The organism is Bacillus sp. FSL R9-9497, assembly GCF_038005805.1.
GTDB classification, from domain to species: Bacteria; Bacillota; Bacilli; order Bacillales; family Bacillaceae_G; genus Bacillus_A; species Bacillus_A cereus.
The window spans coordinates 140,677-165,561 of sequence record NZ_JBBOTY010000002.1 but is presented as its reverse complement, the minus strand read 5'-3'; the positions used below and the strand labels follow the sequence as shown (position 1 = coordinate 165,561).

Here is a 24,885-nt window from a genome sequence, read left to right as displayed (position 1 = left end):
GGGTTATTACATTAAAGTTAATATTGCGATATATTTATATTCGGAATAATTATATCTTACATTTAAAGGGAGAATTTTAATGGATAACCTACTATTGAAAAAGGACTTAACAACGGATCAAATGGTTCTTGTTACTTCAGAGTTTGAGAAAAAGAAAAAATCAAAAGGACTTGCTTACCTAATTTGGTTTTTTCTAGGCGGACTTGGTGGTCACCGCTACTACGCACGTGACTTTGGTATGGCAATTGCCATGACACTGACTCTTGGAGGGCTTGGTTTCTGGGCTTTAATCGATGTTTTCTTTATTGGAAGCCGAATTGGTAAGAAAAATGAAATGTTAGAACGTGAAATTATTATGAAAGTTAAAAAGATGACTGCTTCAAAACGTTTATCTTCATAAAAAGCCTCCTTTGGGAGGTTTTTTATACAAACACTTCAATTTATGTTTTCACTAAATACTTTTTCCAATAACAAGTATCCTCCCCCCATAACATGTAGCCATCAATACATCATACACATTTCTAATTCTTGTTTCTCACTGCGTGTAATCATATACAACTTTACGTAACTCGTCCTTACTTCTCTTTTTATGTATTTTTATGTTTTAAGAAAATGACTCCACCAACTAGTAACAACAATGCTCCCACTGTAATAGACTTGAGACTATTATGGAATTGGTACTGCAGATATTTCGATGCAAAATTGCATTTTTAATTCAGATATATTGATGTATACTGAAAATGAACTACTCAACTTTTTTATTTTAAGTTAGTATATCAAACCCTAACTACCTAAAAAACTCAAGTAAACGTATCTTATGTCATTTTAAAAAATACAAAAGTACCTTATATAATATAAGGTACTTTTGTATTTTATGTTTTAGACTTCCTCGATTTGAACTGTAAAGTTGAAATATAATACAGATTACGAACCGTTTTATACGTATCTCAGTTAAACTTCAGAATCACATATTGTTTTAACTACTGCTATTCTTCTCTAATTACATCTATAACGTTATCCTTTTTAATTTTCCGAAGCGGAATTAGTACCGATACATAACTAATCAAAAGTGCAGTTATAAATGTGATAAAGCTAGATTGATAAGGTATAATCCATTCAAACGACACCGTATTTGACAGTGCTACATAAAGAATATACGACAGCATACAGCCGAAAAAGATCCCTTGTATGCTTCCAAAGAAACCGTACAGAAGTCCTTCATATATAACCATCTTTTTCAAATCCTTCTGCGACATACCAATCGATTTTAAAGCAGCCAATTCTTTTCTTCTCATAATGATGCTGACTGTAATCGTATTTAAAATATTTACACAACCAATTAGTGTAATAACAGCTATAAATCCGTACCCTAATATTTTTATATAAAGTATATTGTCTGTATGGAAATTACTTTGAACAATATTATTTTGTACATCTATAGATGCATCTCCACCCAGTTTCTTTTGTATATCTAAAATTGTAGCATCAGCCCGAGATTGATTCTCTAAATCAATTTCAAAACCTGTTAATTTTTGTGGAGATGGTGTAATATATTCGGCTATTTGTTCACTAGTAATAAAAGTTATGGTATCCATCACTCTGCTCATATTAAAAATGTCCAATTCTACAATAGCAGCTATTTTTAAAGTTTCTAGTTTTTCTTCATTGTAGGAGATTTCCTCTGTAGATTTTCTTTCCTGCTGACTTGTTATTTGGATTTCATCCCCTACCTGAAAAGTACTTAGAGAACCTATATATTTTTTACTTGTATTCATATCATTTGATGCAGCTTGTTTTACTAAAATAACCTCTTTTTCACGATTTAATTTTGAAATATCAATTCTTCCACTAGTTACATTTTCAGCTAGTTTCTTTAAACTATTCTCATCGTATGCTTTTATTTGTGTTTTCATAATTTCTACAGTTTGATCATTATATTTTACTTTTTGATACAGCGATTCATTTCCTTGTAATTCTTTAATTTGTTTATTTTTTGGTATTTTCGTATAAAAATCATTTGCCTGATATTGCTTGTACAGCTTCTCTACGTTATTAACTTTATAAATATTTCGACTCATATGATCTATGCTAGGCTTGTCTAAATTTGAATTAACCCTAACTGATATGTCCGATTTTAGAGCTTGAATTTCCGGTTGTTTACGCTGAATGACAGTATCTATGAGAAACGTAAACGTGATATACAGTACACTACTTATAATAATAGACAAGATTGTAACTGTATATCTATTCGGATTCCTTTTGATATTTTTTAATGCCATACTTAACGGAAAAGATAGTGGTTTCTTTAATTTTGTTCTCTTTTTTTTCTTTATTTTTTCTTTTTTTATAGCTAATCGGCTACTTACGGCCAATAACGGTGAAATTCTACCTGCAAAAAAAGCAGGAAAATAGCTTGAAATATAAACAGTTATCAATGTAATTAAAGAACATACACATATAATTAACCAATCTAATTTAATTGTATATCCCATAGAGTTTTTAAGTATGTTTATCAGTACTTGATTAAGTAAAAAGACTACTAATATGCTGCACAAAATCCCAAAAAAGATAGCAATAATAGAAAGAAATGTTGCTTCTCTTATCACAATTTTCCTGATTTGTTTTTTTGTAGCTCCTATACTCCTCAATAGGCCAAACTGTTTCATTCGCTCTACTATACTAATTTGAAATGCATTATAAATAATAACAATTGTAGAAATCACAACAATCCCAATACTAATAGCGGCTGCCGCCATTATCTCCACACTAGGCTTTAAGGCTTTCTTTAATTGGTCATTCACTCTTATATTTTCTTTATTCGTCAATAATTTAAATTGATTTTCAACTTCATCAAAGTTTGCGTACTTATGTAATTCAATCAATACGCTACCTTCTCCAACTTTAAACTTATTTTTATATGTCAATAATTGACCGGGTTTATTTTCCTGATTACTACTAGACTTATTTAACAAACCAACAAGTTTATATTTTTTTTCATGAATAGTAAACATACCGCCTAATTTAAGATTAGGCCCGAAGTAAGGCAGCATCCATTTTTCTAAAACAGCCTCGTTTTCATTTGAAGGTAGCTTACCTTCTACAGGAATACTAGACTTTAACAGCTTCAACGCTTGATGATCTGCATACATATAAGAGACAGCTATCTCATCAAATTGGATCACCTCTCCTGGAGTTATGATGCCATAAGAAGATATATTCGGATTACTTTTTATCATATTGAAAAGCTTTTGATTATAATTTTCAACTGAAATATTTGCAGAACCCATAGAACCTTTTTTAGCATTTTCAATTCCCGAAGTGTATCCACTATTTAAAAAAAGTCCAATCGTTGTTATTAGCGCCAACGCTAGAATAATACCTGTTAATGTTAGCAAAGTACGTTTTATATTACTTCTGAGATATTTTTGACTTAACTGTTTGTAACTATGAATCAATACTCCTCCCCTCCACATTTTTCTTGATTTTGCACTAATTGTTTATCTGAAATAATCATGCCATCTGTAATGGTTATAATTCGATCAGAGTTTGATGCGATAGCAGGATCATGAGTAATTAAAATCACCGTCTGATTATATTTTTTAGCCGTTACTTTTAATAAATTCAGAACTTCTTTTGTATTTTTTGTATCTAGATTTCCGGTTGGTTCATCCGCTAAGATAATATCGGGTTTATTTATAAGAGATCTACCAATAGATACCCTTTGTTGTTGACCACCCGATAATTCAGAAGGCAAATGATCTCGTCTTTCATTTAACCCTAGAGTTCTTATAATTTCATCCAGGTAATGAACATCTACCTGTTCTTCATCCAATAGAGCTGGCAAAGCAATATTTTCTTGTACATTCAAGACAGGAATTAAATTAAAAAACTGAAATATAAAGCCAACTTTTCTTCGGCGAAAAATAGAGAGTTCATTATCTTTATAATTGTAGATATTTTCATCACCTATAAACACATTTCCCGAACTCGGACGATCCAGCCCTCCTAAAATATGCAATAAGGTACTTTTACCAGAACCTGATGCTCCAACTATGGTTACGAATTCTCCTCTATGAATGGAAAGATTAATTCCTTTTAACGCCTGTACTTGTGTTTCTCCCTCTCCATATGTTTTTACTACATTTTCTAATCTAACAACCTCCATACAACTCATCCTTTTCACAGATTAATTTTGAATCTCTACAAAATAGATTTTATCCTTATCGTACTCACCATTCTCGTCTTTCACTGCATACACTTTCGAAACGTATTCGACCACCTTTTTTACCTTGTTTTTATTTTTATAATCAAAATTTTCTTTTGCAAACTGAATTAACGAAAGGCTTACTTCTTTTTCTTTTAATTGTTTATATGCTTCCTCATTAACAATTACTATCGGTGATGAAAAATAGCCAATCCAATTATTTTGTTCAATATGTTGAACAGGTATCATTTGTCCATTTAAATTTAAATTTCCATCCTTAACTTCCCCATCTTCCGCATTTTTTCTATAAAAGATGTTTTTTTCCCTCGCTAATTCTTTTATTTCTTTTACCGAGGCTGAAGTCATTGAACTATCTTCTTTAGATAAGGGTGTTCTTATAATTCCTTTTTTTAAGAATTTTTCAGCTGTAGATTTTGTAATAACCGCATATTGTTTCTTTGTAACAGATGGTTTATTAAGTTCCTTGTCTATCTCTTCTTCAGTCATATTTCCTCCTTTTTCTTTCCATTCTTTCTTAATTTCTTCTTTCTGTTCGGTAGTAAATTCTTGTTTTATTATTTCTGTGACCAATTTATAACTATAATCTGTTGTTCGTACGTTTTGATCTTTATACAGATTTTTGACAGCTGATATATTTTCTTTCGTTCCAGATACCATGATACCGTTTACTGGTTGTGAGGGACCATTTATATACCGATTTACAGCAAACCCTATACCTATAAAAATTGCTGTTACTACTAGAAAGCCTATTATTTTTTTCATTTTCTTCCTCCTCATATACTATGTTTAATCTGGGATTAGAACAGTAGGTTTTTTCTTTATATAAACAGTGGCTACAATGCTACAAGTCTTAATAAAGAATGATTACTTTCAGTATAGACGTCTTTAATTGTTAATTGAATAACTCTTGTCTTACTATATATACTTTAATCTTACAGTTTAGTAAGATTACTAAATCTAACTTTTTATATACTCGTAACTCTGATTAAGATATACTTTAAAATTAAACGGCTTTTATACACTTATTTAAGTACACACATACTTTTCAAATTCTCAAAAATCCGCTCCCATTCGGCTCTTATTCTCAATGATCTGTTTTTTAAAATTCATTTACATAATTAATGTGAATTCAAATTTCATTTAACATTTTTGTATAAGATAACTTAAACAAAACTTTACTGATTGTATAAAAACGTACAAATTCAACAAGACACTATTACAAGGTTTTTCAAAATTTAAGCAAGTACATGTATGAATTACATAAATATTCTGCTTTAAGTAATTGTTGTATCTCATTATGTACTGAAAAGCTTTAAGTCGATTTGGGTATTATGCTTATACTCAGAAAAGCCTCTAAAAATCCATTTCCATACTAAACTATTTTAAATTAGCCAATCAACGTGTAAAATAACTGTCATAATCTAAAATACTGCCATAATCAAAGACAAATGAGGAGAGATACTGTGGATAAAGTATTATTCGTTGAAGACGATAACGATCTAGGAATGGCTATTGAGTTTACTCTAAAAGGAGAAGGACTTGAGGTCATAAGAGTTTCTACTGTACAAGATGCAAAAGACCAATACGAAAATAATAAATTTGACTTAGCTATATTGGATGTTGGACTCCCAGATGGAAATGGGTATGATTTATGTACCTATCTTAAAAGAAAAGGTGATATACCTATTATTTTTCTCACAGCACTGGATGAGGAGGCAAATGTAGTAATGGGCCTTGATATTGGTGGAGATGATTATATAACAAAACCCTTCAGGGTAAAAGAGCTATTATCTAGAGTAAAAGTACAATTAAGAAAAAAAATTAAAACAGCTTCTAATACTATATTGAAGTCTGAAAATATACAGCTTGAAGTTGAAGCAGCCAGAGCCTTTAAGCATGAGAAAAGTATAAATTTAACACATTTAGAATACAAACTCTTATTAACGTTAATGCTAAATCCTCATAAAGTGTTACAAAGAAATGAGATATTGAAAAAAATAGCAGATGAAGGTGAAGTGTTTTTCGATGAAAATACTCTTTCTGTTTATGTAAAAAGATTGAGAAGTAAAATTGAGGATAATCCACAAAATCCTGACTGTATAATCACACAAAGAGGTGTCGGATATTTCTGGAATAAAGACGTCAGTAAGGAGTAATTTAATGATAAATAGAGAAATAAAAATTAATATACTTACATTAGCATTAATCTCTTTTTTATTTATTATATATCAAGTTATCACAGTTCATATTCTATATGACCATTTAAAAAATGATTATATTACTATTTGGAGTGAAATCACTGGAAAACTAATTGAACAAAACCCAGAAAATGAATACGAAATAATACAAGCACTTACAAATGATACAGCCAATAAAAATGATTATTCCAGTGATGGAGAAATGCTATTAAAACAATACGGTCTATCTGCTGAATTGGATTCAAGACTTTTTCCTTATTTAAATAAACATATATCCCAAAACAATATATACATGTTCCTTGGAGCAATAGGGTTCAGCTTAATCCTAATTTTTCTAAATTACTTACAATATAAATCTTTTTTCTTAAAAATTAGAAATGTAACAGCTGCAGCGAATAAAATTATTGAAGGTGATTACACCATTGATATCAAGGAAAATAGAGAAGGTGATCTAGCTAAACTTGCTAATTCTTTTCATAAACTGAAAAATGTTATTAGAAAAAGTATGCATAATTTAATGGAAGAAAAACAATTTTTAATTCAAACTTTACAAGATATTTCTCATCAACTAAAAACACCCCTCTCAACACTAACAGTGAACAATGATATCTTATTACAAGGTAAATTAAATGAACAACAATATCATTTTTTACACAATAATGATGTTCAAATTTCAAGAATCAACTTTTTAATACATAATTTATTAAAAGTTTCAAAAATAGATGCTAGAGCAATACTATTTGAAAAAGAAAACTCTGATATTATTGATACAATTTATGAGGTCATTGCTAGTTTGAACAGTAAATTAAATAAAAAAAATATGAACATACATTTAAAAACCAATGAAAAAATATCACTTTTCCATGACAGTATTTGGATGCAAGAAGCTTTATTAAATATTTTAAAGAATTCCATTGAACATTCAAATGATAATAGTTCTATTTATATTGAAGTCACAAACTCTCCTATTCATACTGAAATAATAATTCAAGATTTTGGTGAAGGTATTGCATCAGAAGATTTGCCATATATATTCGATAGATTTTACAAAACAAAAAATTCTAATAAAGAAGGCTCCATTGGAATTGGCTTAGCACTAGCGAAATCAATTATCGAAGCTCACCATGGATTTATTAAAGTAGAAAGTCAAAAACACTCATTCACAAAATTCACAATAACTTTTATGAAGTATTAATAGTTCATAAAAGTTATTGTGAAACCCTAACCCTTGAGTATAATTTTTAAAAATTAATCATCTGTAAAAAAAGAAATTCGATTAATTTTTCATAAATGACTGTAGAGAAATAACTTTTTCGTTTTAGGGGTAATTAAAAATCTTAGCTTGATGGGCATAGAGTCACAATATCAAAAAAGAAAACTGTGCGTTTGAACAGAATTTAGACATAAAATAGCCGATTCCTTGCACGCTAAGGGATCGGCTATTTATTTTACTGTTTTATATAGTGTACAATTTCTCGCTTACGAGGTCTGTGTAGCAATCAAACCAAATCTTACGTTAAGTATTAGTGGGCATCAAAAATAGTAATGACTAATCCAGATTAACATTGGTCTGATTCACAATTAAATATATCAATATATTAAATGACTAAATAATACAAACGGTATGAAGAGAATTTCTAGTCTTTTCATACCGTTTTACGTTTGTTCTTAAGTTTCATACGAAATTCGTGGAAGGATAGCAGCATCTATTTTATAAATAAGGCTCAAAAGTTACCATACCTGACAACGGAAATATTAATGTAACCCTAGTTCCCTTATTAACTTCAGAATCAATGGTAATTTTCATACCTAATTTTGAACACAGTTTATCGCATAGATACAAGCCCATTCCTGTACTTTTGCTAAATTTCCTTCCATTCTCTCCAGTAAATCCTTTCTCAAAAACTCTATTTATATCTTTAGTTGCTATCCCTACTCCATTATCCTCTATAGTTAGTATTACTGAGTTAGTTTTCTTAATTGAGCATATACGTATCATTTGTTCTTTGTTATTTGAGTACTTTATAGAATTTCCTATTATTTGATTAATAATAAATTCAACCCATTTCCCATCACTATATACGATTTCATCAATATCCTGTATATCTAATTTTATTCTCTTATGAATAAAATCCCTATAGTTTCTTTTAATTACATTCCTTACTACATTATCAAGGTTGATTGGCTTGATAATAAAGTCTTTATTAACGTTATTGCTTCGAGAATAATACAGAACCTGTTCTACAAACCCCTCTATTCGATCCATTTGAGAGTCAATTTTATTCGTTACTTCATTTTGATTATTTTCAATTATAAGCTTCGTAGAAGCTATTGGTGTCTTAATTTCATGCACCCATGTCTCTATATAGTCTCTGTAATCCAACTGCATATCTCTATAATACTTTACATTTTCATGCATATCTCTACTTACTTCTTTCAGTATAGCGTTAAGCTTTTCTCCATGTATAAAGTTTGCTTCCTTTACTACCTCTGGAAGCAAGTATTTTTTCTCCAAGTTTTCTAATATGCCATTAATCTCATTATAATAATTTTTACATCTTATAAATTCTATAGCCATATATGAAATCAATGGAAAAAACCAAATACAAAAGACAAAGAATATGATAATGAACGGAACATGCGCAATCAGCAATATACCTGCTAGTATGATATATACCAGTACATTAGATAGTATTACTACTATTTTATCTTTAATAAATTCACCTATATTCATGGCATTATATACCCTAAGCTTCTTCTTGTTGCAATCGGATTTTCTATACCTATCTCTTCAAGCTTTTTTCTTAATCTATTTATATTAACAGTTAAGGTGCTATCATCCACAAAATAATCAGATTTCCATAAAGTTTCTATGAGTGAATCTCTTTTTACAATATTCCCACGATTATTTATTAAGCATGAGAGTATTTTAACTTCATTTTTAGTTAATTCTACAGACTTGTCTTGATAAGTAACTGTTGCATTTGAAAGATTTAAAGTAAAATCCCTATACATTAAGATATGATTCATCTTGAAATCTCCAGATGTTCTTCTTAAAATGTTTGTTACTCTTGCTAATAGTATTTCTGTATTATAAGGCTTTGTTATAAAATCATCTGCTCCTAAATTCATGCTTATTAGTTCATCTACATCACTATCTCTACTTGTAACCATGAAGATTGGAACATCTGAAGTTTTACGTATTTCTCTGCATATATAATAGCCATCAAAAACAGGAAGATTTATGTCTAGTAATATAAGGTCTGCATTCTCATTTTCTATATATTTGATAATATGATTAAAATCTGTGGGAGCCTTTACTTCATATCCATACTTTATAAAAAAATGTTGTAATTCTTCTCTGATGATTTCGTCATCTTCAATCAGAATGATTTTTTTCATGACTTTTCCCTCCCTATACAGAATATAAGGCTATTACATCTTAAAAAACAAGGTGTAATAGCCCTAATAAGCATTATAAAATCAAGTATTACTTTTTACAATATTTTTATACCCGACATATGTCGTGTAGAAGTATCCTACATAAACTACAAGAAATACTAAGCCAGTCATCAATGCTGGTAATGTAATGTCTGTTGGTTGAATTGTGTTAATAAAATTATTGATTACATAAATTCCAACTATAGAATGAATTAGGGCAAGAATAACTGGTAGACTAAAGTATACGAAAGTTTGAATAAAAATCGTTTTGTCAATCATGGTTCCGTTTGAACCAATTCTCTTCAAAGATTTATATCGATCTATGCTATCACTGGCTTCTGATAATTGTTGAAGAGCTAATACAGCCATACTCGTTATTAGAAATACAATTCCTATATATATCCCAATAAACATTATGATCGTTTTCAATCCCTTACTTTCTGCACGAACTTCATCCTTTGATTTGCCTGATATATATACAATATTTAATTTCGGGCCATTTTCGTCATAAAAGCCCTTTGCAACGTTATCATATTTTTTATTATATTCTTCTCTATTTCCATCTACATAATTTACATTAAGTACGGATGTACTAATTTTGTGGTCTGATACAAACTCATCATTTATAACGATTGCGAAGAAATTAAGTTGCGCATCAGAAGTGTAAAGATTCTCTTGTATAACTTTAGCGTTTTTTACCAGATATTCTTTTTCTTTAATATTCACCTTATTACTATTTTTTAATCTTTTATTTATCGGATTAACCAACCGGTTAATATTTGATAAAAGTACAACTTCATTGTTATTTAAAGTAATTTTCTTTTCACCTTTGAGATTTAAAATTTTATTATAATCAGATACTTTAATGATATTCGCACCGCTATCCCTATAATCTTTAAATGCTTCTGGTATTAAGTCCCCCACTTTCATCTCTGTTGAATATACATTATAAGATACATATTTTTCGTTATTACTTAGTTTAAAATTTGATTTATTTAATACGTCTTCTATAGCGTAACTTTCATCCTTATTCACCAACACAATACTGGCATCAAATGGTGTTGTTTCTTTTATTGTTGCGCCCATCATTCTGTTAAAGCTGATTCCTGTAGATAAAGTCACCATTGTAAGGAATAACATTAAACAGATTACAGACATGGATATAAAATTTGTATTAACCTTACTATTTATTTGTTTGATGATAAATATATTTAAACCCTTAAAATAGACTTTTTTATTCTTCTTTACAACATATAATATAAATCCAGATAAACTAAAGAAAAACAGAAATGTACCTAATATGCCAAGAAGGATTGATACCACGAGCATAGGATTTTGATAATTCAATCCAATTCTTAGTACAGTCACATATGCATATCCAAGTGATGCTACACACATAATAAATGTGATTACATAGATAAGAGGATTTCTAAATTTTACATCTTCATTTTTTCTACCTGCTGTTAACAAATCAATTATTTTGTATTTAGAAACAACATATACATTAAATAACATAACAAGAAAAAACATGATTCCAAAGTATAATACGCTTTTACCTATAGCACTTGTTGAAATTACAAATTTATATTTATTGATGGGTAATTCAAATAACTTTAATGCAAATGTAGATAACCCCTGCGATACTCCAATACCTATCATAAGTCCACTCACTAAAGATATAACACCAATTAGAAACGTCTCTGTTACTAAAATTCTGGATATGTTTCTTCTTCCCATACCTAAAGTCATGTATATTCCTAATTCTTTTTTACGTTTTTTAATTAAAAAATTATTTGCATACAATATTAAACCACCTAATATTACGGATACAAATACTGACACATCTGAGATAGCGTTCATTACTGTAGGCACATACTTTCTATCTGCAGTGTTAATTTCCACAAGTGCCTTTTGTGATTCAATGGAGTTAAAGCTATAAAATATACAAACAGCCAGTGTTAGTGTTAAGAAATATATTGTATAATCTTTAAAACTTTTCTTTATATTCCCAATAGCAATCTTAGAGTACATTATTATCGTCACCTCCAAGAAGGGTTATAACTTCGATAATTTTAGTAAAGAATTCTTTTCTGGAATCATTTCCTCTTACCAACTCGATAAATATTTTGCCATCATTAATAAATAGAATTCTACGAGCATAGCTTGCTGTAAATGCATCATGAGTAACCATAAGTATGGTAGCTTTTAAATCCTTATTAAGACTTTCAAATCTTTCGAGTAATAATCTAGCTGATTTAGAATCTAACGATCCTGTTGGTTCATCTGCAAGTACTAAAGATGGATCTGTTACGATAGCTCTTGCCGAAGCAACCCTTTGTTTTTGTCCACCTGATATTTGATACGGGTATTTGCTTAATACTTGTTCAATGTCTAAATATTTTGCAACCGCTTGTATTTTGCCATCAATTTTTGAACTTGCCTCACCTTTTATAGTTAACGCTAGGGCAATATTTTCATAAGCAGTAAGGGTATCTAATAAATTAAAGTCCTGAAATACAAACCCTAATTCATTCTTTCTAAACTTGTCTAGTGACTTTGATTTTAACCGTGTAATGTCACTATTATTGATTATTATTTTTCCCGTCGTAACATGATCAATCGTTGATATACAGTTAAGTAATGTAGTTTTGCCACTTCCTGAAGGCCCCATTATCCCAACAAATTCTCCCTCATCTACCTTAAAACTAATATTATCTATAGCCTTTGTTACATTATCTTTATTACCATAATATTTTTCAATTTTTTCTACACTTAATATATTTCGCATTAATACTTCTCCTTTTTCATTATAAAAATTCTTTAACTCCCCTTCATTTTATATAATTTCATTAATAGTATCGGTGGAATTACATTTCATTAACATTACATTTTTGTTATATTGAGTGATACCTCTCTACATGTAAGTTATCAGAAATCGCGATGGTATAAGTAAGAATTATTCGATGCCTTACCAAGGAGGCAGATAAATGTAGGGCTATCGATTCTGGTGCAAAAACGATAAAACTTATGTAATTTGCGGAAATAAACAAAGTGGTTACAGCGTAACAACAGCTCTATTTAAAAGACATGAATTCATAGTCATTTCGGCAGTTTTCTGATTTAGATTGGATACAGTACAATTGTAAACGACACCTAATATATCAAAGACTGTCTTTTTCTCATATCGATGCGATTCCCGTCCATTTTTCTGTAAGAGGTCAAACAGACGAAGGCAAATTTTTAATCCTTCTTGGGTGTCTTTTTGTATAGCTTCATATAGGGGGAGCACCAAACATCCATCAACTCAAGGTGTAATTTTGTATAAAATAGAAAACTTGTAATATTATGGTCGTGGCATCAAGATCTCCAAGATTGGAGAAGTCCAACAGCTAGCAAGATTTCGAGGCATATAACAAAAGGTGTTAAACCTGGAAATATCATTCTACTTCATGATTGGAATGGTAGCGAATTTTCCCAGACATCTCAAACTGTTGAAGCATCAGAAAGCATCATGAAGTATTTAAACAACAATGGATATACATGTGTCACAGTATCTGAAATGCTCTATCGTTCCAAAAAAAGAATTCCTCCTTTTTTGATCCTTGTTATCAGTAAATTTGGATTTATTTCCTACGTGTTTAAAACTTTACAGTACTGGGGACAAAATATTAAAGAAATTCAATTTAAAAAATAGTGGTACATTAGATATTAAAGATATCATGATGAAAATAGACTATACTGTAAACGATTTAAAACAAAATAACACTACAGAAGATTTTGGTAAACATATTAAAGTACAATTTCTTTTGGATTGGGATTCTGCGAAAAGCCCTGTATACGAGACAACTCTTGCAGAACTAAAATCACAAAGCCCAGAGATTGCCTCCAAAAAAGTATTTCATTCTAAGTGGACTGAAACAGGGGGATTAAAACCTGGGAAAATGGATTGGTTTTGGATAAAGTTTGTATTTGAAGACAACGGCACAGATCAGAACGTGTTCCAAGGGGATAGTATTGCGCTAAACATGGAGTTCCAAGCCAATCAAACAGATGGACAAGAAAGATAAATTTAACAGCATATTACTGGTAAAAAGTAAAACTGAGCTTATACCTTTTAAGTATTTAAAATGAAAAACAAAAAGGACTTGTAGGAATCTCTACAAGTTCTTTTTCAGATAATGTATAAAAGATGAGTCAACATAGATTAATCTTAGTATATTTTTTAACATATTGAAGATGCAGACTCAATCATATATAGTGATTGAGTCTGCACCTTCAATTTTTTGTTTCTCTTTTTTATGAATATATTTTTGTACATATGCGTTTTATATAGTAATTTCTAATGATAAGGAAGTAAATAAATTGAATACAAAAAAAACTTACTAATACAACAATTGAGCTTTGAATAACGGACATTTCCCTACTTATGGTTTGTCCTAATTGATGCAAAGTTAGAAATGCAAAACTGCTGTGAATCATAGCTACTACAATGGGTAAGAAAAATAATATCATCATTTGTGTTGTTATAATTTTCTTTAACTCTTTTTGACTTAAACCTAATTTTGAAATCATTTGATACTGCTCTTGATCACGTTTTAAATCAGTAAATAGACGGAAATATAAAAAACTTATTGCAAATGCAAAGAATACAACTCCCACCAATATACTTGTAATAGAAAGTAATCCATTTTGTTGTTTTAGTTCAAGCCATTTCAAACTCAAAGATGAAAAAGTATAAGAATCGCCTAATTTCGTACCAACTGATTTCATAAGATTTTTTGATACTGCAGTTGTTTCAGGCCAATTTTTTATAATAAAACCGTATATAGTGTAATTTTGCAAGATACCAACATCTACAGTTTTAATATTTAGGACTTCATTGTAAACAGCATCAGAGATAATAACAGTTTTAGCAAGCATCTCTTTTAACTCTGGGACAGTTAATGTTTTTTGAACAGTAACTGGTACTTCTAGTTCACCATGCCTTAACACAAAAGGTTTTAGGTCCTCTACACTTTTGTGTTTTTTCATTGGTAGTATAACGATACTTTCATTTTCATTTGTTAATTTTTCTATTTCATATCCTAGTGTTTTAGCATATTCATTATACGTAGAAAGACTAATTAATCTAATGTCATTCTGTGTTATTTTAAATTTTGCTGTTGCAAGTTTATAAGAAAATCCAGATTCTTTTAATTGTTTTTTTATCTCTTCAATATGAGATTTTTCTAGTGGATTTCCCCAATCTGATCTATAGGTAAATGCAAATGGGGTCTCATTTTTTGCTAATTCAGGATTTCCGATAGCTGTACAAGCTCCAATTGCTGTAAAAGATACCGCAGATATAATTGTAACCATAAAGAACGTTCTCGCATTATCTTTCATTCGGAATGCTAATTCTGAAATAACAAGGAGGTTGGTTCTTTTAAAGAATGTAGTTTCTCTATTTTTTAAATTGTATATCACATATATACAAAATTGATGAAAGAAAATATAAGTTCCAAATATAATAAGCGTGACCCCTAATCCAACGATCAGTAATACTTCATTCCCACTCATATAATTAATTGCGATTGCATCGATACTGTGGTGGACAGAAGTGTAGCCTGCTCCAATTAAGATTATAGCCAACAAAGATAGCCAAGCAGACACTTCAGGTTCAGGTTTTGGCTTTTCTTCTGATTTTATGAGTTCTACAAGCTCATTCATTTTCACCATTTTTGATGTAAACAAAGAAATAAGTAGAAATAAGATAAAAAAGGACAGAGCTGTTACTCCAATAGCCTTTAATGGAAAATAAAATGGTAACCTATGCTCTACTGCCAATAAAGACCCACTAACTAGTAAAAATAATTTAGAAAAAATCATTCCAAGTCCAATACCCACTAGTATAGAAGGGATTCCAATCAACATGTTTTCGAAAAAAATTAATCGATGAAACTGTTTATGAGACATTCCATGTAACATTAATAATCCAAACTCATTTGTTCTATTTTTTAAAAATGCGCTAGCAGAATAGAAAATAAATAAGAAAGAGAAAACAAAAATTAAGGAATACGATAGTTGAAATCCTATTTTCCCAAATGTGCTCATTATAGTACTTACATGAGTCAGTTCACCTTTTAGATTTGGATGAAAGAAAAGTAGACCATAAGTAAAGAAAATCATTACCGCAAATATGCTACTAAAAAAATACCCAAGATATATTCGTTTATTCCGTATAACATTATTCAATGCTAGCTGTCGAAAAGTCATTTTTATTCCCTCCTAACATAGAAAGACTGTCCATAATATTTTTATAAAGTAATGGACAATTGTCATTGTGGCAAATTTCATTATATAACTGTCCATCATTGTTTCCTTTTCTTCTATATTTAATTGTGTTAATATCTCCATTACATTTTGAGAGAGTTTAGTATCCAAATTCCCTGTTAGCTCATCGGTAGAATTAATTTAGGGGAATGAATGGGTGCACAGACAATCGCTGTTCGCTGTGCTTGTCCTCCTGATATTTCATATCCTCGTTTATTTATTCTTTTCATATTCAGGTCATCTAATACGAGCGGAAGAACCATCTTCCCTTTTACTGTTAATGTATGCATGAGATTGGCTTATAAATGCAGTTTCGTCTATTATGGGTACACCCTAAGCATCCATCTATTAGCTACTGAAAACACTTTGTTCCAACTGTATGATTAGGATGTATGATAATCAGTTGAAAAGTGGTAAAGAAATCCGTAATCACAAGTACGTTTAGAAAAGAATGTATGAATTATATTCAAAATTACATATATCTCGGCCGTACCCGTGTCTGCGAAATAAAGCTAAATTATTGGTAGAAAGTTAATACGGATTTTTACTATTAATATACTCCCTGATGTTGGCAAATCAATAGTAGAAATCATATTCAATAACGTTGTTCTTCCACTACAAGAAAGGTCCATAATCCCAACAAATTCTCTTCTATGATTGTTAAATTTACATTTAAAAGTGCTATATGCGAAGCTTTACCTGTATATTCTTTACTAAGATCTTTTACTTTTACTATATTTATAGGATAAATCCCCCAAAAATTTACAAACTAAAAATGAGAGTTGATAGATGATGTCCCCTTCTCTTTAAATCGTTTCCGTACCCTTGCATGCACTATACAAACAAAGGCGAAGTCTTCCAAAACAGACTCCGCCTTTCCCATGTATCATGGGTTACAACCAGTACTAGTAGCTTCATAATATTTCCTCAACCTATTTCCTTGCGGAAATAGGTTGAGACCAAATATCTTCTTCATTATCATTTACATGTACCTCAAAGACATATATAGGTTGAGAGAAACCTTTTGTATCAGTGTAGTAATCTATATTATATTTTGTAATTAATAATGTATCACCTGCATTGAAAGATCCTATAGGTTCAAATTCTCCTTGTTTCAGTTTTTGAAATGCTTCCTTTGGAGAAAGAATTTCAACATCTCGAACAGGTGATTTTTTAGTAACGGAATCTTTGTAAACAGGTTTTTTTCCCCCTTCTTCTTTTAACTCTATTGATGTTTTTATCGTAACGTGAGACATATCTATTTTTGTATTGGGATCAATAGGCATATTTCCAAATTCCTTCATATGGTACGAAATAATTATTCCAAATGCAATGAGAATTACTGTAATGGGAAGGAATAAATATTTCATCATCTGTGCATGCGTTTCTTTTTTCTTCAAAAATATAAGAACTATGTTTAACACAGAATACCCTAGCATCATTCCTAAAATATTATGAAGTAAATCAACAAGTTCCATACTTCCACGTTGCATTGTAAATTCAAGTATTTCAATTAATAAACTTGCTATAATTGAGATCATTAACATCCATTTTGTTTTTTGAAAAACCTTACTAAATAAAGGGAATAAAATTCCTAAAGGAAAAAGCATACCTATATTCACAATGATATGGAAAAAGGAAGTAAATGAAAATGTATTCCATGCTTTTTTATAAACACTAAGTACATCAAAATCAATGGTTCTTGCATAAGCTATATCATCTGAACGACCAAATGAAGTAGCTGATAATGCAAGAGAATAATATCCTATTATTAATATCAATAATATAATTTGTTGTACGGTAAACTTTTTTTCACCTTTACATACCTTTTTGTATACTACAAAATAGCTAAAAATAAGTATGAGAAGGAATAAAAATGTGAGTTGTATCGTAGGAATTGCAAAACTAACGAATAGTTCGGAAATAATGTTCATTTTACACCTCTGTGTTTTTTATTTTTTTCCGACCGAAGACTCTTTCCCCAAAAATGTGAGGGTGTGCAACACTAATTTTAGGTTGAAGATGAATGTCGGTTGGCCTAAGTCAATCTGTTCGCCACTATATACTGGTACAAATCATTCTTCAACGTTCTATGGCTCCACGCTTGTCAAAGTTGTGACAAGCAAGCTAAAGTAGAAATTGGGGTAAATCAACGTACAAAATACTTATGTTCTCACCGCAGGGACTATAGATAGAGCCTGCTAAGATAACTGGTGGATACATCGGTGTTCTCAGGAATCGCCTATTTCCAACAGTCCATTAGGTTCCGTGTTGGGTAGTTTAAATAATATTCTAGATAAAAATAACGAAGTATCGTTACCTCTAGTAATTATTAATCCAGAATTATACCGTATCCATGTGGTTCTCTCTAATTGATGTATACTTAACGGAATCATCTTTTCTAAAGGTGATAACTTCATCAAATTTTTCAATTGAATTTTAATGCAGTACTGCTCCTGCGACAAAACCTTAATGGAAAGACATAAAAATCAACTAGATTCGCAACACATTTTTTCATGAGTGTTTCTGTTATTCATTATAGTAGTAAGATTTTTTTCTCATATTGAATTTCCTTTCATTTTACTTACACGCTTGTAATGTTTCTGAAAATACAGTCTATAAGATTATAGCAGTGGTTCTTTTTTGGGGAGATAGCAAAGAGGGAATTTTCATTTGCACTTTACTATACCGAACTAGATTTCGTTATAGTTTTTATTAGTAATTCATTGTATCTTCTTTACCAGACACGTATAAAAATCAATATTATGAAAGTAAACTACTGGATAAAAGTTTCCTTTCATTTTTGGAAACACTTAAAACTAAATTAGCAATAAATTTCTCAATATAGATATGAATATTACACATGATTTTTCTGTTAAAAATTAACAAGAGGTATTGTAATAAAAATATGATGGTTATCCTTTAGTTTACTCCTTGGCCAAAGATAAGTGTATGCTCGCCGATCCTATCTTTTTTTATTTTTTATGTAAAAAAAGAATCCTTATCATAAGGAAATCCGTCAACAAAACGCGATTTTCGTATATTATTAAGACCTAAATTAATAGATGCTTAAAATTAAAAGGCCTACACATATTATATAATACTAATATGTGTAGGCCAGCATTGTTTTGTTTATGTTCTCTTTATAGTAACTTGCCCCTCTTGATTTTTTTCTTGATCCCATTCCCTTTATTTTTTCTTCCTTCTTTAAAGAACAAAGGGAATATTCTACGAATGGATTTCTGCATAGAAAGATTATAAACTTCATTGATATTCAACCAAACAGCTTTTCCTTCTGGCGAATTTTTTAGTAAATCCCCCTTAAAGTCTTTTGTAAAATAGTTAAATATCATATCTTGGTCTTTGACGATTGAATTAACATATTCATAAAGTCCTTTATAAACAGGATTGCTAACTTCAAGACCAGTTTCTTCTTTAACTTCTCTAATGGCACTATCAACAATACTTTCCGGAAATTCTAAAACTCATTACTAAAAACAAAGTATCGTACGGAACATTAAACACCGTTTATGGGTTATAGTACTACTCCATTTATTATTTCCAAATCCATTTAGAATGTTTAATAAATGGGGCAGATTATGGTGATATTCCGTATAAATAATACCATTACATTAATGTTCTTTCGGAAGTACAATTCCTTTATACAATTGAACTGTAATCAAGTAGTAAATCGAGTAAATCACTACGAAAATAATAATTGGTAGCCAAATACGAAAGTAAGGATCAGCCAAAAGAACGCTGAACATGTTCATACCAACCAATACGTGAACAATACCCAAAATTGCTGGGACTAAAAATATAAAGAATAACTCCTTAAAAATCGATTTTATTAATAACTCACGACGAACACCGATTTTACGAAGCATTTGATAACGTGCTACATCTTTTGATGCTCCCGACAGAACTTTAAACATTAAGCAGCTTGCCATCATTGCTAAAAATGCAATTCCAACGAAGAAACCCATAAACATTAGTCCGCTGGCAAAATCATGACTCATAATATATTTTTGATACTTACTATCCAATTCTTCCGCTTTCACATTTTTATATTTTGCTATCTGTAATTCATCAAGTTTTTTCCATTCTTTTATGTATGATCCAAAATCATCTGTTTTCCCTATAAACACAGTACTTTCTTTACCCTTCAACCCATCGTATATGTTTTGTTCTACAATTTTGATTTCATAATGAGGATACATATAATTTGGCTGGATCGTTCTGAAAGCCTGAATCCATTGTTTTGTGTCGATTTCTCCTTTAACCCATTTTATTGAAAATGCACCAATTGGTATTTCCTCTGAAACTTTCTCTATTTTCATACCTTGCAAGAAAGGGCGATTTTTTTCTACATCTTCTTTAAGATAATAAACATACCTATCATCAACTTTGTAATGGTATTCAAATTTTTCTTGAAATAAGATACCACCCAAAATTGTCTTTTCTTCTGCAGTTGGATTATGAATGACTGAATCGTAAATTCGCATTTGATCTGTCATGTTTATAATGTTGTTTTTAAATGCCATACCACAAGCAATTCCACCAGCACCAAGAGCCACTAAAATTGCTACTGTTGCAAGCACATTTGTTAGACTATTAATGCGGAAATTTAATTGTGCAAAAGTAAAAGCATTGAGGCCTTTTTCACTACGTTTTTTATTACTCTTTAGCTTGTTAATCATAACTGGGAGAAGGGATCCAAATATAAGGTAAGTACCAGCGGTTGCTGAGATTAATCCAACGGCCATTAATCCCAAAGCAATTAGCGAATTTGCATATGACATATAGATCAGTGATGCATAACCAATACCTAATAAAAGAATACCAAGGAATGCACTTACAACTGTCATTTTTCCTTTTATGGCAACACGTTCTGTTTGTGCATCTGCATGTACAAGTTGCAGTACAGAAATACGCGATAATTTAATACTATTCATAATTGCAGATAATACAAATAGTGCAAAGAAGAAGACGCAAGTAATAGCTATTGATGGCAGATAAAATGCTTTATAACCTTCACCAGCAAACTCATGTTGTTTCATTAATAGCTGACCGATACCTCCTGCAAGTCCTACACCAACTGCAATACCGATCGCAAGAGACGCAGCGCCTAATACGATTGTTTCGATAAACATAAGTAAGGTAACTTTATACTTTTTTGCTCCTAACATCATATACATACCAAATTCTTTTTGACGAAGAGCTGATAAGAAAGAGTTTGCATATAAAATATAGAAAAATGTGGTGACCGCTAATAAAAAGGAACCAATTTTAAATACAGACACAATATCCCTAATAGAAGAATTAGATTCAAGGAACGTTTTATTGGATGCTAGCGTTTGAAACATATAAAAAGTTGAAATAGAGACAATCAGACCAACAAGTAATACAATATAATCTTGCAACTTACTTTTTAGGCCTGACATAGAAAGCTTAAATAACATGATTGAACTTCCTTCCTTACGCTTTTTGTGTGCCTAAGTTTGCAAGCACGTCTAAAATTTCTTTATAGAATTTTCCACGGGTACCACCACGATGAATTTCTTTATATAACTCACCATCTTGAATGAATAAAATACGCTGACAGTAGCTTGCACTGTAAGGATCATGCGTAACCATCATAATGGATACACCTTGCTCTTTATTTAAGCTTGTCATGGCATCAAGTAAACTCGTTGCATTTTTAGAATCTAGAGCTCCAGTCGGCTCGTCCCCTAAAATAATTGCTGGCTCATGTACTAAAGCGCGAGCTGCCGCTGAACGCTGTTTCTGTCCACCAGATACTTCAGATGGATACTTTTGAAGGATTGCTGAAATGCTTAACATATCAGCTACTTTTTCTACTTTCTGTCCAATATTTCGTGATGAAACACCTTGAAGGGAAAGTGGAAGAGCGATGTTTTCGTAAATAGTTAAGTTCTCCAATAAGTTAAAGTCTTGGAAAATGAATCCTAACTTTTGTGAACGGAAATCAGAAAGCTCACCTTGTTTCATTTTCGTAATATCTGTTCCTGCAATTTCAACAATTCCGCCCGTTGCTTTATCTAACGTTGAAATTACATTTAATAATGTCGTTTTTCCAGAACCAGATGGTCCCATAATTCCGACAAACTCACCCTCTTGAATTGAGAATGAAACACCTTTTAACGCATTTGATTGGTTCTCACCTTTTTTACCGTACACTTTTTGGACGTTTTTCACATCTACAACTGGTTTTGTCATATATATCCTCCTATGTTTGTTTTTTCATTTCTTTAAAATAAGTCGCTATTCATATTTGCTACTAACAAAATAGTCATGTTGCATCTACCTTTTCTATAAGGCTGTTACGATGTATCCAATCGAAAGCCGTAAAGAAAATTTTTTTAATTTCTCCACTCCCCTCTTTGCTCTGAGTACATACATGATAAACTATGAAAATTAGGAAACACCCTGAAAAATCCTTAAAAATTCTTAAGTTTTATAAAAAAAAGCTTATGGAACCTGTAATTCCATAAGCCAATCTATTTGATTGGATGTTCAACAATAAAGGATATCCAACCTTCTTTATATTCTGCATGTATATTACCATGATGAAGTTCAACAATTCTTTTTGAGATAGCAAGTCCCAGTCCATTTCCTTGATCATTTTTTCTTGCCTTATCACCCCTGAAAAATCTTTCAAATAATTTATTAGGGTCGCTAACAGGCGGCTTCTCGACTTTATTTGATACTTTCAAAATTGCTTTGTTACCTATTAATTCAAGACATACGGATAATTCGGAAGGTTTCATGCTGAACTTTATCGCATTCATAAACAGATTTTCATATACACGTACCATTTTTTCTACATCCATGAAAATAGGTATTGTTTCTTCCGTTATTGATTTTTGAACAATTAAACTTTCCTTTTCAAATATAGGAATGTATTCTCCAACTATTTGCTCCAACAAACCTGATAAATCAACTTCATTAAAGTTTAACTTAGCATCGATGCCTGATAAACGAGTATATTCAAACAGTTCATCAATTAAATATTTCAATCTCTTTGATTTTAAATACGTGGTTTCAAGGTATTCCTGTAATTGTGTTTCACTGTTGTATTGCCCTCTTTTTAATAAATCTATATAACCAATAATAGATGTCAACGGTGTGCGTAAGTCATGAGATACGTTCGTTATGAGTTCATTTTTTGTACGTTCTAATCGTCTTTCCTGTTCAAATGTATGCTCCAATTCCTTGGACATATAGTTGATATTTTGGGCAAGTTGGGTCAATTCGTCCTTCCCCTTAATCCCTATTGTCAGACCTAGTTTTCCATTTGCAATATCATTTACATTATCTGAAATGAACTTCAAATATACTATTTTCTTTCGAACCAATATCAAAAAAAGTATGATAAAGGTAAAGATTGCGAACGCGAATAAAAACAACAATGCCAATTTGAATTCAAACATACCAAACTCTTCGTATTTTACAAATAACGGATCTATAACGTATGCCAAAATGAGAATTGTTAAACCAATTGAAATAAAAAAACTAACTGCAACAGCACCAAGAAGTTTTATAATGATCTTATTTTTAAAACTAACATTCTTCATATTTTATATCCAATTCCCCACACAGTTTTAATATAAATGGGATTTTTAGAATCCTCTTCTATTTTGTCTCTTATTTTTGTGATATGCACCATGACAGTATTGTCTGATTTATAAAAAACCTCTTCCCAAACTGCTTCATATATTTTTGCTACACTCATGACAATCCCTTTGTTGCGGGCAAGTAGTTCTAAAATAGCAAACTCTTTTGGAGTTAATCTTGTTTCTTTTCCTCTTACCCATACTTGACGTGTATCTGTATTCACGGTTAAGTCACCAATTTCTAGAATGCTTTTATTATGTCCTATTGATGAATTGTATTTTTTAAACCTTCTTAATTGGGATTTTACCCTAGCGATTAATTCCAATGGGTTAAACGGTTTTGATAAATAATCGTCTGCACCAGAGGCTAGCCCCTGAATTTTGTCTATATCCTCAGATTTTGCAGATAGCATGATGATAGGTATATTGCGGTCTTCCCTAATCTTCATACACGCTTCAATACCATCCATATTAGGCATCATAATATCTAAAATAATCAAATCAAACTCCTTTTCTTCTAACAGTTGTAAAGCTTCCATAGCATCTTCTGCCTTTTGAGTTTTCAGTCCTTCATTTTCCAAATAAGCAGAGATAAGATTTCTAATTTCTTTATCATCATCGACAATAAGAATTTTTGATTCCATATGATTCCTCCATATTTTTTCTCGTATAAAACAGCTAAAGACATAAGCAGATGAGACATTTGTATCTTCTTTTTTTCTTAAGCTTGCAAATGAAAGACAAGAAATAACATACTGTACATACGTAATATCGTTCTCCCTAATATATTGTTCAATATTTGCTACTGATCCATATACAATTAATAAGTTCCCTTTTTCTTTTAATTTTGCTTTTAGTAAAATTAAAAATTTCTTATTATTTTCTACTAATAAAATAATTGTCTTGAGATTTCTTCTTTTAATTAATTTTTCTGTGAATACACCTGTACTCAGTCCATATTTGACAATATAATTTACTTTCTTCCAATCAATTCCTTCAATTATTTTGTCTCCATGAAACCTTGAACTTGGAATATCTGCATCAACTGATTTTTGGTACATTATATATAAAA

17 protein-coding genes and 5 pseudogenes are annotated in these 24,885 nt (G+C 30.6%); 5 read left to right on the top strand and 17 right to left on the bottom strand.

Features of this window, described 5'->3' with window-relative positions:
- Window positions 1-79: 79 nt before the first annotated feature.
- Window positions 80-400: a TM2 domain-containing protein gene (locus tag MKY21_RS28325; RefSeq protein ID WP_000369371.1), complete on the top strand. Its 321-nt coding sequence runs from the start codon at window positions 80-82 to the stop codon at window positions 398-400.
- A 586-nt stretch (window positions 401-986) separates the two neighbouring features.
- On the opposite strand, the gene MKY21_RS28320 is transcribed toward MKY21_RS28325, so the two are convergent.
- From MKY21_RS28320 to MKY21_RS28310, 3 genes are read right to left on the bottom strand one after another with little or no spacing between them, the layout of a single operon-like run.
- On the bottom strand, window positions 987-3,455 hold the full coding sequence (locus MKY21_RS28320; RefSeq protein WP_000581947.1) for an ABC transporter permease: 2,469 nt from the start codon (window positions 3,453-3,455) through the stop codon (window positions 987-989).
- On the bottom strand, window positions 3,452-4,165 hold the full coding sequence (locus tag MKY21_RS28315) for an ABC transporter ATP-binding protein (protein ID WP_341078106.1): 714 nt from the start codon (window positions 4,163-4,165) through the stop codon (window positions 3,452-3,454). Before MKY21_RS28315 ends, MKY21_RS28320 begins: the two co-directional genes overlap by 4 nt.
- Before the next feature lie 21 nt (window positions 4,166-4,186).
- Window positions 4,187-4,987, bottom strand: a complete 801-nt coding sequence (locus MKY21_RS28310; RefSeq protein ID WP_000720127.1) for a lipoprotein BA_5634 family protein — start codon at window positions 4,985-4,987, stop codon at window positions 4,187-4,189.
- Window positions 4,988-5,688: 701 nt separating this feature from the next.
- Between MKY21_RS28310 and MKY21_RS28305 the strand changes: the two genes are divergently transcribed.
- Window positions 5,689-6,381: a response regulator transcription factor gene (locus MKY21_RS28305; protein ID WP_000362055.1), complete on the top strand. Its 693-nt coding sequence runs from the start codon at window positions 5,689-5,691 to the stop codon at window positions 6,379-6,381.
- A 4-nt stretch (window positions 6,382-6,385) separates the two neighbouring features.
- On the top strand, window positions 6,386-7,618 hold the full coding sequence (locus MKY21_RS28300; RefSeq protein WP_341078103.1) for a sensor histidine kinase: 1,233 nt from the start codon (window positions 6,386-6,388) through the stop codon (window positions 7,616-7,618).
- A 516-nt stretch (window positions 7,619-8,134) separates the two neighbouring features.
- Here MKY21_RS28300 and MKY21_RS28295 read toward each other — a convergent pair.
- The 5 genes and pseudogenes from MKY21_RS28295 to MKY21_RS28275 all read right to left on the bottom strand — a co-directional run.
- The gene (locus tag MKY21_RS28295) at window positions 8,135-9,157 is read right to left on the bottom strand and encodes a sensor histidine kinase (RefSeq protein ID WP_341078101.1); all 1,023 of its coding nucleotides are present in this window, start codon (window positions 9,155-9,157) and stop codon (window positions 8,135-8,137) included.
- Window positions 9,154-9,825 carry a response regulator transcription factor gene (locus MKY21_RS28290; RefSeq protein ID WP_087948260.1) on the bottom strand — a complete coding sequence of 224 codons (672 nt, stop codon included), beginning with the start codon at window positions 9,823-9,825 and terminating at the stop codon, window positions 9,154-9,156. The genes MKY21_RS28295 and MKY21_RS28290 overlap by 4 nt, the downstream gene beginning before the upstream one ends.
- A gap of 81 nt (window positions 9,826-9,906) precedes the next feature.
- The gene (locus tag MKY21_RS28285; RefSeq protein ID WP_097842661.1) at window positions 9,907-11,895 is read right to left on the bottom strand and encodes an FtsX-like permease family protein; all 1,989 of its coding nucleotides are present in this window, start codon (window positions 11,893-11,895) and stop codon (window positions 9,907-9,909) included.
- A complete protein-coding gene (locus MKY21_RS28280; protein ID WP_001244394.1) occupies window positions 11,885-12,652 on the bottom strand; it encodes an ABC transporter ATP-binding protein in 768 nt (255 codons plus the stop codon). Before MKY21_RS28280 ends, MKY21_RS28285 begins: the two co-directional genes overlap by 11 nt.
- 267 nt (window positions 12,653-12,919) lie before the next feature.
- Window positions 12,920-13,150: pseudogene (locus tag MKY21_RS28275) on the bottom strand (hypothetical protein); the annotation flags it as partial.
- A 39-nt stretch (window positions 13,151-13,189) separates the two neighbouring features.
- Between MKY21_RS28275 and MKY21_RS28270 the strand changes: the two are divergent.
- Window positions 13,190-13,479 (top strand): annotated as a pseudogene (locus MKY21_RS28270) (chitooligosaccharide deacetylase); the annotation flags it as partial.
- Window positions 13,480-13,517: 38 nt separating this feature from the next.
- A pseudogene (locus tag MKY21_RS28265) lies at window positions 13,518-13,931 on the top strand (TasA family protein); the annotation flags it as partial.
- Between the two features lie 229 nt (window positions 13,932-14,160).
- Here MKY21_RS28265 and MKY21_RS28260 read toward each other — a convergent pair.
- The 9 genes and pseudogenes from MKY21_RS28260 to MKY21_RS28220 all read right to left on the bottom strand — a co-directional run bounded on the left by MKY21_RS28260 (window position 14,161) and on the right by MKY21_RS28220 (window position 24,457).
- Window positions 14,161-16,119, bottom strand: a complete 1,959-nt coding sequence (locus MKY21_RS28260) for an ABC transporter permease (protein WP_341078099.1) — start codon at window positions 16,117-16,119, stop codon at window positions 14,161-14,163.
- 93 nt (window positions 16,120-16,212) lie between these two features.
- Window positions 16,213-16,472, bottom strand: a pseudogene (locus tag MKY21_RS28255) (ATP-binding cassette domain-containing protein); the annotation flags it as partial.
- A 157-nt stretch (window positions 16,473-16,629) separates the two neighbouring features.
- Window positions 16,630-16,918 (bottom strand): annotated as a pseudogene (locus MKY21_RS28250) (hypothetical protein); the annotation flags it as partial.
- Window positions 16,919-17,108: 190 nt separating this feature from the next.
- Window positions 17,109-18,110 carry a VanZ family protein gene (locus tag MKY21_RS28245; protein ID WP_341078097.1) on the bottom strand — a complete coding sequence of 334 codons (1,002 nt, stop codon included), beginning with the start codon at window positions 18,108-18,110 and terminating at the stop codon, window positions 17,109-17,111.
- A 1,209-nt stretch (window positions 18,111-19,319) separates the two neighbouring features.
- Complete coding sequence (locus MKY21_RS28240) at window positions 19,320-19,625, bottom strand: NUDIX domain-containing protein (protein ID WP_341078473.1); 306 nt, start codon at window positions 19,623-19,625, stop codon at window positions 19,320-19,322.
- Window positions 19,626-19,808: 183 nt separating this feature from the next.
- The gene (locus MKY21_RS28235) at window positions 19,809-21,638 is read right to left on the bottom strand and encodes an ABC transporter permease (RefSeq protein WP_341078095.1); all 1,830 of its coding nucleotides are present in this window, start codon (window positions 21,636-21,638) and stop codon (window positions 19,809-19,811) included.
- 16 nt (window positions 21,639-21,654) lie between these two features.
- Window positions 21,655-22,416: an ABC transporter ATP-binding protein gene (locus tag MKY21_RS28230; RefSeq protein WP_098280114.1), complete on the bottom strand. Its 762-nt coding sequence runs from the start codon at window positions 22,414-22,416 to the stop codon at window positions 21,655-21,657.
- Between the two features lie 281 nt (window positions 22,417-22,697).
- The gene (locus MKY21_RS28225; RefSeq protein ID WP_087948266.1) at window positions 22,698-23,774 is read right to left on the bottom strand and encodes a sensor histidine kinase; all 1,077 of its coding nucleotides are present in this window, start codon (window positions 23,772-23,774) and stop codon (window positions 22,698-22,700) included.
- A complete protein-coding gene (locus MKY21_RS28220; RefSeq protein ID WP_098280119.1) occupies window positions 23,771-24,457 on the bottom strand; it encodes a response regulator transcription factor in 687 nt (228 codons plus the stop codon). Before MKY21_RS28220 ends, MKY21_RS28225 begins: the two co-directional genes overlap by 4 nt.
- Window positions 24,458-24,885 lie beyond the last annotated feature (428 nt).

Bases quoted from the DNA above. Each gene is read 5' to 3' on its own strand.
- MKY21_RS28260 (WP_341078099.1), bottom strand. From the start codon at position 16,119: ATGACTTTTCGACAGCTAGCATTGAATAATGTTATACGGAATAAACGA.
- MKY21_RS28310 (WP_000720127.1), bottom strand. From the start codon at position 4,987: ATGAAAAAAATAATAGGCTTTCTAGTAGTAACAGCAATTTTTATAGGT.
- MKY21_RS28230 (WP_098280114.1), bottom strand. From the start codon at position 22,416: ATGACAAAACCAGTTGTAGATGTGAAAAACGTCCAAAAAGTGTACGGT.
- MKY21_RS28245 (WP_341078097.1), bottom strand. From the start codon at position 18,110: ATGAACATTATTTCCGAACTATTCGTTAGTTTTGCAATTCCTACGATA.
- MKY21_RS28225 (WP_087948266.1), bottom strand. From the start codon at position 23,774: ATGAAGAATGTTAGTTTTAAAAATAAGATCATTATAAAACTTCTTGGT.
- MKY21_RS28295 (WP_341078101.1), bottom strand. From the start codon at position 9,157: ATGAATATAGGTGAATTTATTAAAGATAAAATAGTAGTAATACTATCT.
- MKY21_RS28315 (WP_341078106.1), bottom strand. From the start codon at position 4,165: ATGGAGGTTGTTAGATTAGAAAATGTAGTAAAAACATATGGAGAGGGA.
- MKY21_RS28235 (WP_341078095.1), bottom strand. From the start codon at position 21,638: ATGTTATTTAAGCTTTCTATGTCAGGCCTAAAAAGTAAGTTGCAAGAT.
- MKY21_RS28285 (WP_097842661.1), bottom strand. From the start codon at position 11,895: ATGTACTCTAAGATTGCTATTGGGAATATAAAGAAAAGTTTTAAAGAT.
- MKY21_RS28290 (WP_087948260.1), bottom strand. From the start codon at position 9,825: ATGAAAAAAATCATTCTGATTGAAGATGACGAAATCATCAGAGAAGAA.
- MKY21_RS28280 (WP_001244394.1), bottom strand. From the start codon at position 12,652: ATGCGAAATATATTAAGTGTAGAAAAAATTGAAAAATATTATGGTAAT.
- MKY21_RS28300 (WP_341078103.1), top strand. From the start codon at position 6,386: ATGATAAATAGAGAAATAAAAATTAATATACTTACATTAGCATTAATC.
- MKY21_RS28220 (WP_098280119.1), bottom strand. From the start codon at position 24,457: ATGGAATCAAAAATTCTTATTGTCGATGATGATAAAGAAATTAGAAAT.
- MKY21_RS28325 (WP_000369371.1), top strand. From the start codon at position 80: ATGGATAACCTACTATTGAAAAAGGACTTAACAACGGATCAAATGGTT.